This window comes from Streptomyces sp. NBC_01171 (assembly GCF_045039805.1).
GTDB lineage: Bacteria > Actinomycetota > Actinomycetes > Streptomycetales > Streptomycetaceae > Streptomyces.
Window position 1 is genome coordinate 1605022 of sequence record NZ_CP108609.1, and the last position, 16564, is coordinate 1621585.

Annotated in this window: 18 protein-coding genes; 6 read left to right on the forward strand and 12 right to left on the reverse strand. The window is 72.8% G+C overall.

The window, feature by feature from the left end; genetic code table 11:
* The first annotated feature begins 45 nt into the window (after positions 1-45).
* On the forward strand, positions 46-510 hold the full coding sequence (locus OG448_RS07360) for a DUF3093 family protein (protein WP_391300914.1): 465 nt from the start codon (positions 46-48) through the stop codon (positions 508-510).
* A gap of 13 nt (positions 511-523) precedes the next feature.
* Here OG448_RS07360 and OG448_RS07365 read toward each other — a convergent pair whose 3' ends face one another.
* The 4 genes from OG448_RS07365 to OG448_RS07380 all read right to left on the reverse strand — a co-directional run bounded on the left by OG448_RS07365 (position 524) and on the right by OG448_RS07380 (position 4086).
* A complete protein-coding gene (locus OG448_RS07365; RefSeq protein WP_405552148.1) occupies positions 524-1429 on the reverse strand; it encodes a hypothetical protein in 906 nt (301 codons plus the stop codon).
* Positions 1430-1442: 13 nt separating this feature from the next.
* Positions 1443-1739, reverse strand: coding sequence for a DUF4193 domain-containing protein (locus OG448_RS07370; protein WP_005481602.1), 297 nt, complete (start codon positions 1737-1739; stop codon positions 1443-1445).
* Positions 1740-2145: 406 nt separating this feature from the next.
* A complete protein-coding gene (locus OG448_RS07375; RefSeq protein ID WP_405552150.1) occupies positions 2146-3426 on the reverse strand; it encodes a sensor histidine kinase in 1281 nt (426 codons plus the stop codon).
* Between the two features lie 6 nt (positions 3427-3432).
* Complete coding sequence (locus tag OG448_RS07380; protein WP_405552151.1) at positions 3433-4086, reverse strand: response regulator transcription factor; 654 nt, start codon at positions 4084-4086, stop codon at positions 3433-3435.
* A 409-nt stretch (positions 4087-4495) separates the two neighbouring features.
* Between OG448_RS07380 and OG448_RS07385 the strand changes: the two genes are divergently transcribed.
* Positions 4496-4681, forward strand: coding sequence for a hypothetical protein (locus OG448_RS07385; RefSeq protein ID WP_405552153.1), 186 nt, complete (start codon positions 4496-4498; stop codon positions 4679-4681).
* A gap of 17 nt (positions 4682-4698) precedes the next feature.
* Here OG448_RS07385 and OG448_RS07390 read toward each other — a convergent pair whose 3' ends face one another.
* Both OG448_RS07390 and OG448_RS07395 read right to left on the reverse strand, forming a co-directional pair.
* Complete coding sequence (locus OG448_RS07390; RefSeq protein ID WP_405552155.1) at positions 4699-5514, reverse strand: inositol monophosphatase family protein; 816 nt, start codon at positions 5512-5514, stop codon at positions 4699-4701.
* Between the two features lie 176 nt (positions 5515-5690).
* A complete protein-coding gene (locus OG448_RS07395) occupies positions 5691-6812 on the reverse strand; it encodes a ferrochelatase (protein WP_405552157.1) in 1122 nt (373 codons plus the stop codon).
* A 175-nt stretch (positions 6813-6987) separates the two neighbouring features.
* Between OG448_RS07395 and OG448_RS07400 the strand changes: the two genes are divergently transcribed.
* Both OG448_RS07400 and OG448_RS07405 read left to right on the forward strand, forming a co-directional pair.
* A complete protein-coding gene (locus OG448_RS07400) occupies positions 6988-8226 on the forward strand; it encodes an MFS transporter (protein WP_405552159.1) in 1239 nt (412 codons plus the stop codon).
* Positions 8186-9502 carry a D-arabinono-1,4-lactone oxidase gene (locus OG448_RS07405; RefSeq protein WP_405552161.1) on the forward strand — a complete coding sequence of 439 codons (1317 nt, stop codon included), beginning with the start codon at positions 8186-8188 and terminating at the stop codon, positions 9500-9502. Before OG448_RS07400 ends, OG448_RS07405 begins: the two co-directional genes overlap by 41 nt.
* Here OG448_RS07405 and OG448_RS07410 read toward each other — a convergent pair.
* The gene (locus OG448_RS07410; protein WP_405552163.1) at positions 9429-10187 is read right to left on the reverse strand and encodes a hypothetical protein; all 759 of its coding nucleotides are present in this window, start codon (positions 10185-10187) and stop codon (positions 9429-9431) included. The genes OG448_RS07405 and OG448_RS07410 overlap by 74 nt on opposite strands.
* A 481-nt stretch (positions 10188-10668) precedes the next feature.
* On the opposite strand from OG448_RS07410, the gene sepH reads away from it, so the two are divergent.
* Positions 10669-11709 carry a septation protein SepH gene (sepH, locus tag OG448_RS07415; RefSeq protein WP_405552165.1) on the forward strand — a complete coding sequence of 347 codons (1041 nt, stop codon included), beginning with the start codon at positions 10669-10671 and terminating at the stop codon, positions 11707-11709.
* Between the two features lie 49 nt (positions 11710-11758).
* On the opposite strand, the gene OG448_RS07420 is transcribed toward sepH, so the two are convergent.
* Positions 11759-12601, reverse strand: coding sequence for a sulfurtransferase (locus OG448_RS07420; RefSeq protein WP_405552166.1), 843 nt, complete (start codon positions 12599-12601; stop codon positions 11759-11761).
* Between the two features lie 285 nt (positions 12602-12886).
* Between OG448_RS07420 and OG448_RS07425 the strand changes: the two genes are divergently transcribed.
* Positions 12887-13684: a VOC family protein gene (locus OG448_RS07425; RefSeq protein ID WP_405552168.1), complete on the forward strand. Its 798-nt coding sequence runs from the start codon at positions 12887-12889 to the stop codon at positions 13682-13684.
* Position 13685: 1 nt separating this feature from the next.
* Here OG448_RS07425 and OG448_RS07430 read toward each other — a convergent pair whose 3' ends face one another.
* Genes OG448_RS07430 through OG448_RS07445 form a run of 4 tightly spaced genes read right to left on the reverse strand, consistent with a single transcriptional unit; the run spans position 13686 to position 16558 of the window.
* Entirely contained in the window at positions 13686-14336 is a 651-nt protein-coding gene (locus OG448_RS07430; protein WP_405552170.1) for a thymidine kinase, read from the reverse strand.
* 41 nt (positions 14337-14377) lie between these two features.
* Positions 14378-15568, reverse strand: a complete 1191-nt coding sequence (locus tag OG448_RS07435) for an alkaline phosphatase family protein (RefSeq protein ID WP_405552172.1) — start codon at positions 15566-15568, stop codon at positions 14378-14380.
* Complete coding sequence (locus OG448_RS07440) at positions 15568-16155, reverse strand: DUF5998 family protein (RefSeq protein WP_405552174.1); 588 nt, start codon at positions 16153-16155, stop codon at positions 15568-15570. Before OG448_RS07440 ends, OG448_RS07435 begins: the two co-directional genes overlap by 1 nt.
* Positions 16156-16165: 10 nt before the next feature.
* Positions 16166-16558 carry a hypothetical protein gene (locus OG448_RS07445; RefSeq protein ID WP_405552176.1) on the reverse strand — a complete coding sequence of 131 codons (393 nt, stop codon included), beginning with the start codon at positions 16556-16558 and terminating at the stop codon, positions 16166-16168.
* Positions 16559-16564: the final 6 nt, after the last annotated feature.

Sequence of the window (16564 nt, forward strand, 5' to 3'; positions counted from 1 at the left end):
CGCCCCGGCGTCCGGGATGTCCGTCCACCGTGCCAAGCTTGGCTCATGCAGCTCTCCGCCGCCCCCTACGAAGAACGCCTGACCGCCCCGCGCTCGTGGTGGCTGATCAGCGTGCTCGTGGGCGTCTCCTTCGCCCTGATCCTGCTGCCCTTCGGCACCCTGCCGCTGCTCGGCGGCCTGGTCGGCGGCACGGCTGTCGCGGCGGTGATGGCCAGTGCGTACGGCTCCCCGCGCATCCGTGTGGTGGGCGACGCGCTGATCGCGGGCGAGGCCCGGATTCCGGTGTCGGCGCTCGGCGCGGCCGAGGTGCTGGACGCGGAGGAGGCCCGCGCCTGGCGCACGTACAAGGCCGACACCCGCGCGTTCCTGCTGCTGCGCGCCTACATCCCGACGGCGCTGCGCGTCGAGGTGACCGACCCCGAGGACCCGACGCCGTACCTGTACCTGTCGACGCGGGAGCCGGAGAGGCTGGCGGCGGCCATCGCGGGCGCGAAGACCCCGGCCGCCTGAGCCGCGCGGGGCCTCAACTGCCGGTGCCCTCCGGGTATCCGGTGATCCGCAGCGGGTCCTCGGGCTCCTCCAGCGGCGGCAGACCCGCCAGCTCGTCCCAGGGGACCTGGCTCTTGCGCAGGTCGGCCCGCACGCGTGCGGCGAGCTTCCTGGTGTCCCGGCGGTTCATGACCGCGCCGACGGCGGCGCCGACCATGAACGGCATGAGGTTGGGCAGGTTGCGGACCATGCGCTTCATGATCTGCTGGCGCAGTTCGCGCTTCATCCGGCCACTGAGGGCGGCGTCGACGGACGCCGGTTTCATCACGTCGATCCCGCGCTCCCCCGACCAGGAGGACAGATACGCGGTGCTGCGGACGCGGAGGCCGCCCGGCGGGCGCAGGCCGTACACCTCGTGGAGCTCGGCGATGAGCTTCAGCTCGATCGCGGCGACCCCGGTGATCTCGGCGGCCAGCTCGGTGGGCATGGCGGGCGGTACGGGGAGCATGGCGGCGGCGCCGATGCCGGCGCCGACCGTGGAGGTCCCGGCGGCCGCTCCGGCCACCAGTTTGTCGGCGAGCTGCTCGGGCCCGAGGCCCGGGAACTGCCGGCGCAGCGTCGCCAGGTCGCGTACGGGGACGCGCGGGGCGAGGTCGATGACCCGGTCGGCGACGTAGGCGAGTCCCGCTCGGGCGTGCGTGCCGCCCCTGCGGGCGCCTTCGCGGGCCAGCAGGCGGGCGCGTGCGCGCATCGCCGCGGCGCGGCCGGGGGGCTCCCCCGTCCTGGCCGCGTCGGTTTCGGACGCCGGTTCGAGCGAGGCCCCCGGTTCGGCGGGGCCCCGCTCGTCTTCGTCACGTGTGCCGTGCGAGCCCTTGAAGAGCCCTTTGTCCGCTCCCGGAAGGTGGAAGCGGCGCTTCCGCGGAGGGGTCGAGCCAGTCACGGCCGACCCGTCCTCAGTCGCAGTCGCGGCAGATCGGCTGGCCGTTCTTCTCCCTGGCCAACTGGCTGCGGTGGTGGACCAGGAAGCAGCTCATGCAGGTGAACTCGTCCTGCTGCTTGGGCAGCACGCGGACGGCCAGCTCCTCGTTGGAGAGGTCGGCGCCCGGGAGTTCCAGGCCCTCAGCGGCCTCGAACTCGTCGACGTCCACCGCGGAGGTGGACTTGTCGTTCCGGCGGGCCTTCAGCTCTTCGAGACTGTCCGAGTCGACGTCGTCGTCGGTCTTGCGTGGAGTGTCGTAATCGGTTGCCATGTGTCGCTCTCCCCCTCTGGGTGTCTGCGGTGTCTTCAGCGCACGTAACGCGTGAGAGGCCGGACTTGTGCCCGACCTGAGGCGGAGATTTTGCCTCACATCAAGGTCTGTTACTCAATCGACACCCAACCCGGCCCCTCGTGAGTGATCGGCTTGGATGGCGGTGTGGACCGTACACGGTCCGAATGCCGCACCTCAAAGGCGCCTCATCGTGTACTTCCCGTGATCAGGAGCCTTGAAAACCCGGATTTTCCCGGCTTTCCGGCCCCCTTCATGATCACGGTGAGTGCATGGCTGGAAATCCGCCCATGTGATTGATCACACAGGGAAAACCTCTTTCGGTGCTCGGAAAATTCCGCGCGAAGCGAACATCCTCCGCGAGTGGCGGGATCTGTGACAAGGGCGGTCACAACGGCAGCGTCACCCGCATCACCAGACCGCCGCCCTCGCGCGGAACGGCCGCGATGTGGCCGCCGTGCGCACGCGCCACGGACCGCACGATGGACAGCCCGAGCCCGACCCCCTTGTCGCTGCCCGTGCGCTCCGTGCGCAGCCGCCGGAAGGGCTCGAAGAGGTTGTCGATCTCGTACGCGGGCACCACGGGACCGGTATTGGCCACGGTCAGCACCGCGCGGCCGTGCTCGACCGCCGTGGTGACCTCCACCCAGCCGCTCTCCGCCGCCCCGCCCTCGCGCTGCGTCTCGTCCGGGACCACGTTGTAGCGCACCGCGTTCTGTACGAGGTTGAGCGCGATGCGCTCCAGCAGCACGCCGTTGCCGCGCACCACGGCGGGCTCCAGCTCGCTGCGGATCTCCACGCTCCGGGCCTCGGCCTCGCCGCGCACCTGGTCGATCGCCTGCCCGGCCACCTCGGCCAGGTCCACCGGACCCCGCTCGACGATCTGGTTGTCGCTGCGGGCGAGCAGCAGCAGGCCCTCCACCAGTTGCTCGCTGCGCTCGTTGGTGGCCAGCAGGGTCTTGCCGAGCTGCTGGAGCTCCACGGGGGCGTTCGGGTCCGAGAGGTGGACCTCGAGCAGCGTGCGGTTGATCGCCAGCGGGGTGCGCAGCTCGTGGGAGGCGTTGCCGACGAAACGCTGCTGGGCGGTGAAGGCCCGCTGGAGCCGCTCCAGCATGTCGTCGAAGGTGTCGGCCAGCTCCTTCAGCTCGTCGTCCGGGCCGTCCAGCTCGATCCGCCGGGACAGGTCGGACCCGGCCACCTGGCGGGCGGTGCGGGTGATCCGGCCGAGCGGGGAGAGCACCCGGCCGGCCATCGCGTAGCCGAACGCGAAAGCGATCACCGCGAGGCCCAGCAGGGCCAGCAGCGAGCGGCTGAGCAGGTTGTCCAGGGCCACCTGGCGCTGGTGGTCGACGCACTGGCTGATCGCGGTGTTGAAGTCCTGGAGCGACAGGCTGGTGGTGTTGTTGATCGCCGGGCAGTTGCCGCTGGTGACCCGGAGGTCCTGGTAGCCGACGATCTTAAACAGGGGCTGGTTGCCGGTGCTGATCGCCTGTGCGGCCAGCAGATAGATGATCGACAGCAGCAGGATGCCGGCGATCAGGAACATGCCGCCGTACAGCAGGGTGAGCCGTATCCGGATGGTCGGGCGCAGCCAGGGGAAGGGCGGCTGGGGGCGGGGGTCCCAGGTGGGCTTCGGGGGCGCCTGGGGCGGCGCGGGCGTGGCGGCCACGGCGGATCAGATCCGGTAGCCGGAGCCGGGGACCGTCACGATCACCGGCGGCTCGCCGAGTTTGCGGCGCAGCGTCATCACCGTCACCCGCACCACGTTGGTGAAGGGGTCGGTGTTCTCGTCCCACGCCTTCTCCAGCAACTGCTCGGCCGAGACGACCGTGCCTTCGCTGCGCATCAGGACCTCCAGCACCGCGAACTCCTTCGGCGCGAGCTGGACCTCCTTGCCTTCGCGGAAGACCTCGCGGCGGTTGGGGTCGAGCTTGATACCGGCCCGCTCCAGGACGGGGGGCAGGGGCACGCTGGTGCGGCGGCCGAGCGCGCGCACGCGCGCGATCAGCTCGCTGAAGGCGAACGGCTTGGGCAGGTAGTCGTCGGCGCCGATCTCCAGGCCCTCGACGCGGTCGCTGACGTCGCCGGAAGCGGTGAGCATCAGCACGCGCGTGGGCATCCCCAGCTCCACGATGCGGCGGCAGACGTCGTCGCCGTGCACGAGCGGGAGGTCGCGGTCGAGGACGACCACGTCGTAGTCGTTGACGCCGATGCGCTCCAGGGCGGCCGCACCGTCGTACACGACGTCGACGGCCATGGCCTCCCGGCGCAGTCCGGTGGCCACCGCATCGGCGAGCAACTGCTCGTCCTCGACGACGAGTACACGCACGTCGCTAGTCCTTCCTGAAGTCCACCCGCATGAGCCGCGCCGGGGCGCGGACGGGCGGAGACGGCCGTGGGATCGGGCCTCCATCCTGCCCTTTTCGGCCATAAGTCGGCTGTAAGCCGGGTGCGGGGCCGCAGGGACGGAGGGGGCGGAACGAGAATGCCGGAATTTCTCCCGCCGTCGAGGTTTCCGCGCTGAAGCAGACGGGGAGGACGGCTTTACACCCCGCGATCACGCTCTGCATGTGCCGCAGCACCATGCGGTACTCCGCGATCACTCGGCGGAGCGGGCGCGGGTGTCCGGCACCGCCGCCGCCCAGCAGGGCAGCGCTGGGCACCCGCGGCGATGATCGCCCCTTCCTTAACGGCACACCCGTGCCACCGACCCACGACCCAGGACGAGGGGGCGCAGCATGGACGCTTTCACCACGGGACTTCTGCAGCGCATAAAGGCGACCGAGTCCGATCTGACACGGGCGCGTGACGAGGGGGACGACTTCCTCGTCGAGGTGGAGCAGGGCGAGCTGGACGACCTGCGTCGGCTCGCCGCCGAGCACGGCGTCGAGGTCGGCGTCGAGGTCGGCGCCACCCCTGCCTGACCGGCCCCGTAAGCGGGTCAGTCCTGCCAGGCGCCGAAGTCCCCCAGCAGCCGCTGGAGGGGCTCGAACACGGCGGGGGTGGCGGCGAGCGTCAGCTCGGCCGAGGGGCGCTCTCCGGGCCGCCCACCGGTCACGGCGCCCGCTTCCCGGGCGATGAGGTCCCCCGCGGCCACGTCCCACGGGTGGAGCCCGCGCTCGTAGTACCCGTCGAGCCGGCCGCAGGCCAGGTCGCACAGGTCGATCGCCGCGGAGCCGCCGCGCCGGATGTCGCGGACCAGCGGGATCAGCCGGGCCGCGATCTGGGCCTGCCGGGCGCGGACCTCGGTGACGTAGTTGAAGCCGGTGGAGACCAGCGCCTGGTCCAGCGGGGCCGGCGGACGGCAGGCCAGCGGCCGCTCGCCCTCCCAAGCGCCGGTGGCCCAGGCACCCCCGCCGAGCACGGCCTGGTAGGTCTCGCCGCGCATCGGGGCCGCGACCACGCCGGCCACGGTCTCCCCGTCCACCTCGGCCGCGATGGACACGGCCCAGGTCGGCAGCCCGTACAGGTAGTTGACCGTGCCGTCGAGCGGGTCGATCACCCAGCGGACCCCGCTGGTGCCCTCCGTGCTGGCGCCCTCCTCGCCGAGGAACCCGTCGTCGGGACGGCGCCCGGAGATCAGGTCCACGATCAGCTTCTCGGCGGCGAGGTCCATCTCGGTGACGACGTCGACCGGGCTGGACTTGGTCGCCGCCACCGCGAGGTCGGCCGGGCGGCCGTCACGCAGCAGCGCGCCCGCCCGACGGGCGGCCTCCTGGGCGAGGGGGAGCAGTTCGGAGCGGAGCGGGTCGGTCACGGGTCTCCTTACGCGTGGGGGTGTCTTGTCGGTCAGGCCGGATCAGGGAGCGGCGTCCGGTGCCGCGCATGGCAAGGCGGAGGAGGGAGTCGATGCGGAGCATCGGGGACCGACGACAACGCGGCGAGGTGCGGTGCCGGACGCCGCGAGCCCGGCCTGATGGACGAGACACCCCGCTAGGGGCTGTCGGCGCCCGCGGCGGCCGGGCGCGGGGCCCGGGCCGGGCAGCAGCCGACCGGGCACACGTCGTGGCTCGCGCCGAGCGCGCCCAGGGCGCACGGCGTGATCTCCCGGCCGCGCTCGGTCGCGCACCGCTCCACGACCAGCTCGCGGACGGCGGCCGCGAAGCGGGGGTCGGAACCCACGGTGGCCGAGCGGCGCACCGGCAGGCCCAGCTCCGCCGCCTTGGCCGTGGCCTCGGTGTCGAGGTCGTAGAGGACCTCCATGTGGTCGGAGACGAAGCCGATGGGGGCCATGACGACGGCCGGGACCCCGGCGGCGTGCCGCTCCTCAAGGTGGTCGCAGATGTCCGGCTCCAGCCAGGGGATGTGCGGGGCGCCGGAGCGGGACTGGTAGACGAGCTGCCAGGGGTGGTCGACACCGGTGCGCTCGCGGACGGCGTCGGCGATCAGCCCGGCCACGTCGAGGTGCTGGGCGACATAGGCGCCACCGTCCCCGTGGTCCTCGACGGGGCCGGAGGTGTCGGCGGCGGCGAGCGGGATGGAGTGGGTGGTGAAGGCGAGGTGGGCGCCGTCGCGCACCTCGTCGGGGAGGTCGGCCAGCGAGCGCAGCACACCGTCGACCATGGGCTCGACGAAGCCGGGGTGGTTGAAGTAGTGCCGGAGCTTGTCGACCTTGGGCGGCGTCAGCCCCTCCGCCTCCAGCGTGGCGAGCGCGTCGGCCAGGTTCTCCCGGTACTGGCGGCAGCCCGAGTAGGAGGCGTAGGCGCTGGTGGCGAGGACCAGCACGCGGCGGCGGCCGTCGGCGGTCATCTCGCGCAGGGTGTCGGTGAGGTACGGCTGCCAGTTGCGGTTGCCCCAGTAGACCGGCAGGTCGAGGCCGTGGTCGGCGAAGTCCTTGCGGAGAGCGTCCAGCAGCTCGCGGTTCTGCTCGTTGATCGGGCTGACCCCACCGAACAGGAAGTAGTGCTGCCCGACCTCCTTGAGGCGTTCCTTGGGGATGCCGCGGCCGCGCGTGACGTTCTCCAGGAACGGGACCACGTCGTCCGGCCCTTCGGGACCGCCGAAGGAGAGCAGGAGGAGGGCGTCGTAGGGGGTGGCATCGAGCGCGTCTGGCATGACTCGATCCTGCCACTCGCCGCTGACAGGGAGGAAACGGCACGGGGGTGCGCCGGGAAAGTGGGCCTTGACGCCGATTCGTCCCGGACGGAAACCGGCTGCATTAGGGTCACCTAACTTGTAAGCTGTATCCACCTACTTCGCGCCTTACTGAGCAGTCCAGACGGAGCCCCGCGTGCCCAGCCCCTACCGCGCCCTGTTCACCGAACCTGGCACCAAGAGCTTCTCCGCCGCGGGCCTCGTCGGCCGGATGCCCCTGTCGATGATGGGCATCGGCGTGGTCACGATGATCTCCCAGCTCACCGGGCGCTACGGGCTCGCGGGCGCACTCTCGGCCACCATGGCGCTCTCCGCGGCCGTGCTCGGACCGCAGATCTCCCGGCTGGTGGACCGGCACGGACAGCGCCGGGTGCTGCGCCCCGCGACCCTGGTGGCGCTCGCGGCCGGCGCCGGACTGCTGCTCGCCGCGCACTTCGGCTGGCCGGACTGGACGCTGTTCGCCTTCGCGGCCGGGGTCGGCGCGGTGCCGAGCCTCGGCGCGATGATCCGGTCCCGCTGGGCCTCGCTGTACGGCGGCGACCCGAGGCTGCACACCGCCTACTCGTTCGAGTCGGTCGTCGACGAGGTCTGCTTCATCTTCGGGCCGATCCTGTCCATCGGCCTGTCCACGGCGTGGTTTCCGGAGGCGGGCCCGCTGCTCGCGGCCTGCTTCCTGGCCGTCGGCGTCTTCTGGCTGACCGCCCAGCGCGCCACCGAGCCGGTGCCGCACCCGCGCGAGCAGCAGGGCACGGGCAGCGCCCTGCGCTCCCCCGGACTCCAGGTGCTGGTGGCGACCTTCGTGGCCACTGGCACGATCTTCGGCGCGATCGACGTCGTCACCGTCGCCTTCGCCGACGAGCGCGGCCACAAGGGCGCGGCCAGCGTGGTCCTCGCGCTCTACGCCGCCGGTTCCTGCCTCGCGGGCCTGGTCTTCGGCCTGCTGCGCTTCTCCGGTCCGCCGCAGCGCCGGTGGCTGCTGGGCGTGGGGGCGATGGCCATGAGTATGATCCCACTCCTACTGGTCGGAAACCTGGCACTTCTGGCCGTGGCGCTGTTCGTTGCGGGGCTGTCCATCGCACCGACGATGATCACGACGATGTCCCTGATCGAAAAGCACGTACCTCGCGCGAACCTCACCGAGGGCATGACCTGGGTGGGCACCGGTCTGGCGGTCGGGGTCGCGCTCGGCTCCGCCATGGCGGGCTGGGTGATCGACGCGGCCGACGCGCGCACCGGGTACTGGGTCCCGGCGGTCGCCGGGGCCGCCGCGGTCGTGGTCGGTTTCCTCGGGTACCGCCGGCTGCGCAGGCCGGTCACGGGGCGGGGAGGCACCGTTGAGCAGCACGGCGAACGGGAAGCACGGAACCTGGCGTAACTGGGGCGGCAATGTGACCGCCCGGCCCGCCCGGCAGGTGGCGCCGGCCTCGGTCGAGGAACTGGCCGCCGAGATACGCGCGGCCGCCGAACGCGGGCAGCGGGTGAAGGCGGTGGGCACCGGGCACTCCTTCACCTCGGTCGCCGCCACGGACGGGGTGCTGATCCGTCCCGATCTGCTGACTGGCATCCGCGCGATCGACCGCGCCGCCATGACCGTCACGGTCGAGGCGGGCACCCCGCTGAAGCGGCTCAACGCCGCGCTGGCACGCGAGGGTCTGTCGCTCACCAACATGGGCGACATCATGGAGCAGACCGTCGCCGGGGCCACCAGCACCGGCACCCATGGCACCGGCCGGGAGTCCGGCTCCATAGCCGCCCAGATCACAGGGCTCGAACTGGTCACCGCCGACGGCTCGGTGCTCACCTGCTCCGCCGGGCAGAACCCCGAGATCTTCGCGGCCGCCCGCATCGGTCTCGGCGCGCTGGGCGTCGTCACCGCGCTGACCCTCGCCGTCGAGCCGCTGTTCCTGCTCACCGCGCGCGAGGAGCCGATGCCCCTCGACCGGGTGCTGGCGGAGTTCGATCAACTCTGGGCGGAGAACGAGCACTTCGAGTTCTACTGGTTCCCGCACACCGGCAGCACCAACACCAAGCGCAACAACCGCAGCGAGGGCCCCGCGCAGCCGGTGGGGCGGGCGGCCGGCTGGTTCGAGGACGAGTTCCTGTCCAACGGCGTCTTCCAGGTGGCCCAGTGGGTGGGGCGCACGGCCCCCGTCTCCGTGCCGGCCATCGCCCGGGTCTCCAGCCGGGCCCTGTCGGCGCGGTCGTACACCGACATTCCGTACCGGGTGTTCACCTCGCCGCGCCGGGTGCGGTTCGTGGAGATGGAGTACGCGGTGCCGCGGGCGGCCCTGGCGGAGACGCTGCGCGAGCTGAGGGCCGTGATCGAGCGGTCGGGGCTGCGGATCAGCTTCCCCGTGGAGGTGCGCACCGCCCCCGCCGACGACATCGCCCTGTCCACCGCTTCGGGCCGGGACAGCGCCTACATCGCGGTCCACATGTTCCGCGGCACCCCGTACCAGGCGTACTTCAGCGCGGCGGAGCGCCTGTTCACCGCGCACGAGGGGCGGCCGCACTGGGGGAAGGTGCACACACGGGACGCGGGGTACCTCGAAGGGGTGTATCCGCGCTTCACCGAGTTCACGGCGTTGCGGAACCGCCTGGACCCGGAACGGCTGTTCCAGAACGACTACTTGCGGAGGGTTCTGGGGTAGTGGGCGCCGGGTCGGTCGCGCCCCCACTCGGCGTGGGGGCCGGGGTGGTCGCGTCCTCGCCGGGCGCGCTGCTCGACCCGTCGCTCGGGGACCGGGTGGTCTCGGGCGTCGTCGGCCGGGTCGTGGAGGAGCCGCCCTCGGACGGGGTCTCCCCGGTGGGGGCCGTCGTGCCGGACGGGGTGGTGGCGGGGGCGGGGTCGTCGTCCCGGCGGTGGTGGTGGGAGGAGTCGCGGCCGCCGACCGCGTCGCTGACCGTGGTGCCCGAGCCGCCGCTGAAGCTGTTGCCGGACGCCGCCTCGTAGACGGTGATGCCGCCCATGGTGACGCCGAAGACCAGGGCGGCGGCGAGCAGCGGGCGCTTCCAGCTCTTGACCTTCGCGCGGTAGACGGTGCCCTCCGTGAACTCCCCCGGCACCGGCTCCGGGTGACCGGCGACGGCCGGCGTACGGGACCGGGTGGTGTCCCGGGCCTCGCGGAGCTGCTCGCCCGTGCGCCGGAAGAACTGCTGGAAGACCGAGCCGCCGCAGGTGGCGACGATGCTGACCACTCCGGCGCCCAGGATCGTGCCGTACACCCCGAAGTAGGAGGCCATCTTGGCCGCCACGACCGCCGCGAGCGCGCTGCCCGCGACCTGGGCGACGTTCAGGTCGAACCGCTTCCGACCCGCATCGGGCGTTTCACGCATACCCGGAACCCGCTGCCTTTCCCTCGCTCGGCGTCGGCTCCTGCCGACATGTGACGAGTGAGGGACGTGCGAACGAAACCATTAGTTCCGTTTCGCCGGATTGCGTGAACTTCGCCACGTTGGTGAACGTCGGAACCCGCCCATGGGCGGCCAAGTCGCACCCCCCGGCAGAAGTTGAGCGGCGCGCCGAACCACGCGCATGGCCCGAATGGAGTACTGTTGCGAGCCCTGGGCACCGGTGTCCCATCGGGATGTCCGGAGCCCCGCAGGGCCGCCAGGAGGGGGAAAGTTGCACAGGGTGATGAAGTTCGTCACTCAGCGTTGCGAACAGGTAACCGTGCCATAACGGCGGTGCTCGGCTCGCGCCCGACACGCCGGGCAACTCGGCAAGGTTGTGGCAGGTTGCGCTCGGGCAGGCCACACTCGACTAGCGGAAGCAGCGACGCACGTGACGTCGGCAGGCACCATCCGGGAGGTCCCCATGCCCGAACTGCGTGTCGTGGCCGTCTCGAATGACGGCACACGGCTGGTGCTCAAGGCTGCCGACGCGACGGAGTACACCCTTCCGATCGACGAGCGGCTGCGCGCCGCCGTGCGCGGTGACCGCCCCCGCCTCGGCCAGATCGAGATCGAGGTGGAGAGCCACCTCCGCCCCCGGGACATCCAGGCACGGATACGAGCGGGTGCCACCGCGGAAGAGGTCGCCCAGCTCGCCGGCATCCCCGTCGACCGGGTCCGCCGCTTCGAGGGACCAGTGCTCGCCGAGCGCGCCTTCATGGCCGAGCGCGCCCGCAAGACCCCTGTCCGCCGCCCCGGCGAGAACTCCGGCCCGCTGCTCGGCGAGGCCGTGCAGGAGCGGCTGTTGCTGCGGGGCGCGGAGAAGGACACCGTGCAGTGGGACTCCTGGCGCCGCGACGACGGCACCTGGGAGGTCCTGCTCGTCTACCTGGTCGCGGGCGAACCGCACTCGGCGAGCTGGACGTACGACCCGCCCCGGCGGCTCGTCCAGGCCGTCGACGACGAGGCGCGCTCGCTGATCGGTGAGTCCGACGACCTCGCGGTGGCGGAGCCCAGCTTCCCGTTCGTCCCCCGCATCGCGCGGCTGCCGCGCGACCGCGGCATGGACCGCGCGCTGGACCGGAGCGACCGCGAGCGGCCCAGCCTGCCCGCGCAGCCGTCCGAGCCCGTCGAGGAGTCCACGGGCGAACGCGACTCCCTGACCAGCCTGTTGGAGGCCGTGCCGAGCTTCCGGGGCGACCTGGTGGTTCCGGAACGGCCGCCGGAGCCCCCGGAGGAGCCGGCCGAGGAGGTCATGGAGGAGGAGCCTCCGGCGCCCGCCGCGTCGGCCGGTTCCGCCTACGCGGACGTCCTCATGCCCCGCGCGGTCTCCAGTCACCGCGACCGGCTGACCGGCGCGACGGACCGCCAGGCCGAGGCCGACGGGGTGCGCCCCGGCCGCCGGGCCGCCGTACCGAGCTGGGACGAGATCGTGTTCGGCACCCGGCGCAAGAAGCAGGAATAGCCGGGCCGTCGGGGTGGAGCGCGGGTGCGCTCCACCCTTCCCGTTCTCCCTAACGCGGGTCCGGCCCCACCGCGACCGGGCGGGACGGGTCGTTGGACCACTCCGACCACGAACCCACGTACAGCGCGGCCGGGATGCCCGCGACCGCCAGGGCCAGGGCCTCGTGGGCGGCGGAGACGCCTGAGCCGCAGTAGACGCCGACCGGGGTGTCATCGGAGACGCCGAGGGCCTTGAAGCGGTCGCGTAGGTCGGCGGCGGGGAGGAAGCGGCCGTCGGGGCCGACGTTCTCCATGGTCGGGGCGGACAGCGCGCCCGGGATGTGGCCGCCGACGCGGTCGATCGGCTCCACCTCACCCCGGTACCGCTCCCCCGCGCGGGCGTCGAGCAGCACACCCGAGCCCGCGAGTTCGGCCGCGCCGTCCGCGTCGAGCACGCCGGTCGCCTCCGGCAGGGGTTCGAAGTCGCCCTGGGCCGGGGTGGGTACCTCCGTGGACAGCGGGCCCTCCCATGCCGTCAACCCGCCGTCGAGCACCCTCACGTTCGGGTGACCCGTCGCCCGCAGCAGCCACCAGGCGCGGGCGGCCGCCCAGCCCTGGCCGCCGTCGTACACGACGACCGGGGTGCCGGCGGAGACGCCCGCGCGGCGCATGGCGGCGCCGAACTCCGCGATGTCCGGCAGGGGATGGCGGCCGCGCGGGCCGGGGGGCGCGGCCAGCTCCCGGTCCAGGTCGACGAAGACCGCGCCGGGGAGGTGCCCGGCCTCGTAGGCGGCGCGGGCGTCGAAGGCGGGCGCGTCCGGCGCGCTCAGTTGCCAGCGCAGGTCCAGCAGCGTCGGCGGGGTCGGTCCGGCCAGGTCCCGGGCCAGTTCGGCGGCGGTGATGATGACTGTCATGGCGCCATCCTCGCGCACGGGGTGGCCGCCACGCCCGGCTGCCACTACTCTGCTCGGCCGGACAGCCCCGATCACACGGCGTACGGTATCGGGCACACAGTGTGCGTTCGGCGGCACTCGCCGGTCATCGCCCGCGGGGCGAACGGCGGCCGACCGGACCTTCCGCCGGCCCGCGTGCCGCCCCGTACCGGTGGCGGCACGGGCACGCGGGCGCGGGCTACCGGCCCGGCCCGCGGGGAGCGGATGCGACGCGGCCCCCATGAGGGACCGGAGAGAGAGTGAGCGATGACCGAGGCACCGGAGTCGGCCGGCCCACGAGCGCCGCACGCGCCCGGCACGCCGTGCTGGGTGAGCCTGATGACGCGGGCGGCGGACGCCGCCGAGGAGTTCTACGGGGCCCTGTTCGGCTGGGAGTTCCGGGCCGGCCCGCTCGGCCGCCCGGTGCGGGCGTCGCTGGGCGGCCGGGAGGTGGCGGTCATCAACCAACTCCCCCAGGACGCCGGGCTTTCGGCCGCCTGGACGCCCTATCTCGCCTCGGACGACGTGGACCTCACCGCCGAGCGGGTGCGGCTGTCCGGCGGCACGGTGGCGGTGGGCCCGCTGGACGCGGGCGAGAACGGCCGGGTGGCCATCGCCGCCGACCCGTCCGGCGCGGTCTTCGGCTTCTGCACCGCCTGGGCGCACCCCGCCCCGGCGAACGGCGGACCGGGTCTGCCCGCCTGGACCGAGCTGCGGACCGTTTCGGCGGTGCGCGTGACGACGTTCTACGCGCGGGTGTTCGGCTACGAGGCGGAGCCCCCGTCGGCCCCGGACCACATCACCCTGCGCAGCGGCGGCCGTCCGGTGGTGGCCCTGCGCGGGATGGGCCACGTTCTCCCCCGCGCCCTCGGCGCGCACTGGCTGCCGCACTTCGAGGTGGCGGACACCGACGCCACGGTCCGCGAGGTGCTGGACCTCGGCGGCCGGCTCCTGGAACCGGCCCACGACGGCCCGTACGGCAGAGTCGCCACGGTAGCGGACCCGCAGGGGGCCCGGTTCGGCGTGGCACGCAGGGTGGGCACCGTGCCCCGGCCGCGCGGGTAGGTCAGCCGGAGGTCACCGGCAGGACGTCCGGGGAGAGGGCGCCGGCCTGGGTGGAGGCGGCGGTCATCCGGCGGCGGTGGTGGCGGCGGCACAGGACCTCGTAGCCGACGGCCGTGGCCGGGCGGTTGACGTCGCCGACCACCACCTGCTCGCCCTCCACGACCATCTCGCCGCCGACCGTGCGGGCGTTGTGCGTGGCGCGGGCGCCGCACCAGCACATCGCCTCGACCTGGAGCGTCTCTATCCGGTCCGCGAGTTCGATCAGCCGCTGGGAGCCGGGGAAGAGCTTGGTGCGGAAGTCGGTGGTGATGCCGAAGGCGAAGACGTCGAGGTCCAGGTCGTCCACCACACGGGCGAGCTGGTCGATCTGCTCGGGGCCGAGGAACTGGGCCTCGTCCACGATCACGTAGTCGACCTTGCCGCCGCGCGACATCAGGGCGACGACATGGCCGTACAGGTCCATGCCCGGCATCGCCTCGACCGCGTCCGTGACCAGGCCGAGGCGGGAGGACAGCTTGCCCTCGCCGGCGCGGTCGTCCCGCGTGAAGATCAGGCCCTGGAGTCCTCGCGCCGAGCGGTTGTGCTCGATCTGCAGAGCCAGGGTCGACTTCCCGCAGTCCATCGTTCCGGAGAAGAACACCAGCTCGGACATGAGGGGTTGAGCACCTTTCGGCGAGTTGACGGGGGGGGTGGTCAGGAACGGACTTCGAGGAGGGGGACGAGCTGCTCGGCCGGGGTCATCGAGCCGTGGTTGCCGACCATCAGCGACTCCTTGGGCTCGCGCTCGGAGGCGGTGATCAGCACGTCGTCGTACGCGGCGGCGACCACGTCACCGATCCTCGGGTACACCCGCTCGTCCACGTGCGGGCCGAACCAGCCCGCCTGGACCGCCTCGTCGCGGGAGGCGATCCAGAAGCGGTCGCCGAGCACCTCGCGCCAGCAGGTCAGCACGTCGTTCGCGGCGCCGGGCACCGCGTACACGTGCCGGGCGCGGCCCTCGCCGCCGAGGAGGGAGACGCCGGCGCGCAGCTCCCAGTCCTCGTCGAAGTCGATGCGGTGCTCCTCGTCGAAGGGGATGTCGACCATGCCGTGGTCGGCGGTGACGTAGAGCGCGCTGCGCGGCGGAAGCTGTTCGGCCAGGCGCTGGGCGAGCCGGTCGACGTACATGAGCTGGCCGCGCCAGGTGTCGGAGCCGATGCCGTAGCGGTGCCCGGCGCCGTCGAGTTCGGCGTAGTACGTGTAGACCAGCGAGCGGTCCCCGGCGGCGAGCTGCTCGGCCGCGAGGTCCATGCGCTCCTCGCCGGCGAGGCTGCCGACGAACGTGCCGCCGCTGAGCGCGACCTTGGTCAGCGGGGTGTTCTGGAAGTGGGGCGACGACACCTGGGCGGCGTGCACCCCGGCCCGGTCGGCCAGCTCGAACACGGTCGGGTACGGCTGCCAGGCGTGCGGCGGGGTCCAGGGCTGCCAGCGGAGCTGGTTCATCAACTGGCCGGTGTCCGGGTCGCGCACGGTGTAGCCGGGCAGGCCGTGCGCGCCGGGGGGCAGTCCGGTGCCGACGGAGCCCAGCGAGGTCGCGGTGGTCGCCGGGTAACCGGCGGTGAGGGGGCGGCCGGTGCCGCCGCGCGAGCTGCCGAGCAGGGAGTTCAGGAACGGCGCCTCGTCGGGATGGGCGCGCAGCAGCTCCCAGCCGAGGCCGTCGACGAGGAAGACGCAGACCCGGTCTGCGGGGGTCAGCTCGGTGATGGCGGGGGTCATGCCGGGGACGCCCAGGCCGGCGGCCAGGGTGGGCAGCAGGTCGGCGAGGGAGCCGCGGCCGTACTCGGGCAGCGGGGCGGAGGCCAGGGCGAGGGGTTCCAGGGCGTCCCAGGGAGAGGGCTGGGACATCAGCGGGTGACGTCCGCGGTCGCCTCGGAGATGGCCTGCGCGAAGGCGAGCGCCTGGCGCACGGTCTCCGGGCCGTCCCCGGCCTCGCTCACCCGCAGGCTGAGGTCGTCGGCGGTGGAGCTGCCGGTGTAGCCGTGGTCGGCCTCGCAGTTCGGGTCGCCGCAGGCAGCGGGCTCCAGGTCGAGGCGGCTGACGGCGCCCCAGCCGATGGTGAGGACGACCTCGCGGGGCAGGGTGCCCGGCGTGTACTGCTCGGGGTTGGCCACCACCCGGCTGACCACGACGGAGGAGATCCGGCCGATCTTCACGGACTCGGTGGACGTGGTGGCGTACGGCGTCGGGGAGGTTCCGTCGGCGGCCTGCTCGTCGGTGTGGCTGACGATGAAGCGGTTGGCGGTCAGGACGAGGACGGTGACATGGCGGCGGACCTCGTTCTGGTCGAACGTGGTCTCCTGGTGGACCAGGTACGACCGGACGGCCTCGCCGCCGACAGCGGCCTCCACCGCCTCGGCCACGAGGGCCGGGTAGTAGCCGCTGCGCTCGATCGCCGTGCGGAGCCCCTGGGTCGTCGTACTGGTCTTGGCCATGGCGTCCATCCTAAGCCGTGGGCAGGTGCACTCCGGGCCAGTCAGGACGACCCGCCACCTCCCGCCGGACCAGTCCCGGCCGTATCTCGACGCCCTCGGCGCCGATGAGGCAGGAGACCGGTTCGCTGCCGCCGCCGTCCGCCTCGAAGGCCACGATCACCGGAGGGCCCTCGCCGAGCGCCCGCGCAAGCCGCGCCCGCTCCTCGGCCGTGGGCGACCGGAAGACGGGGTCGTGGAAGGCGAACGGGCAGCACACCAGGGCCGCGGAGAGGAAGTGCACCTCCAGGCCGTGGTGATAGGTGAGGTCGTGCCCGGCGGCGAGCCGGAACCGTCCGGCGTCCCAGCCGATCACTTCCCAGTCCCACCAGCTCCCCTCGGGCAGCGCCCGGCCGGCGATCTCCATCGGGCT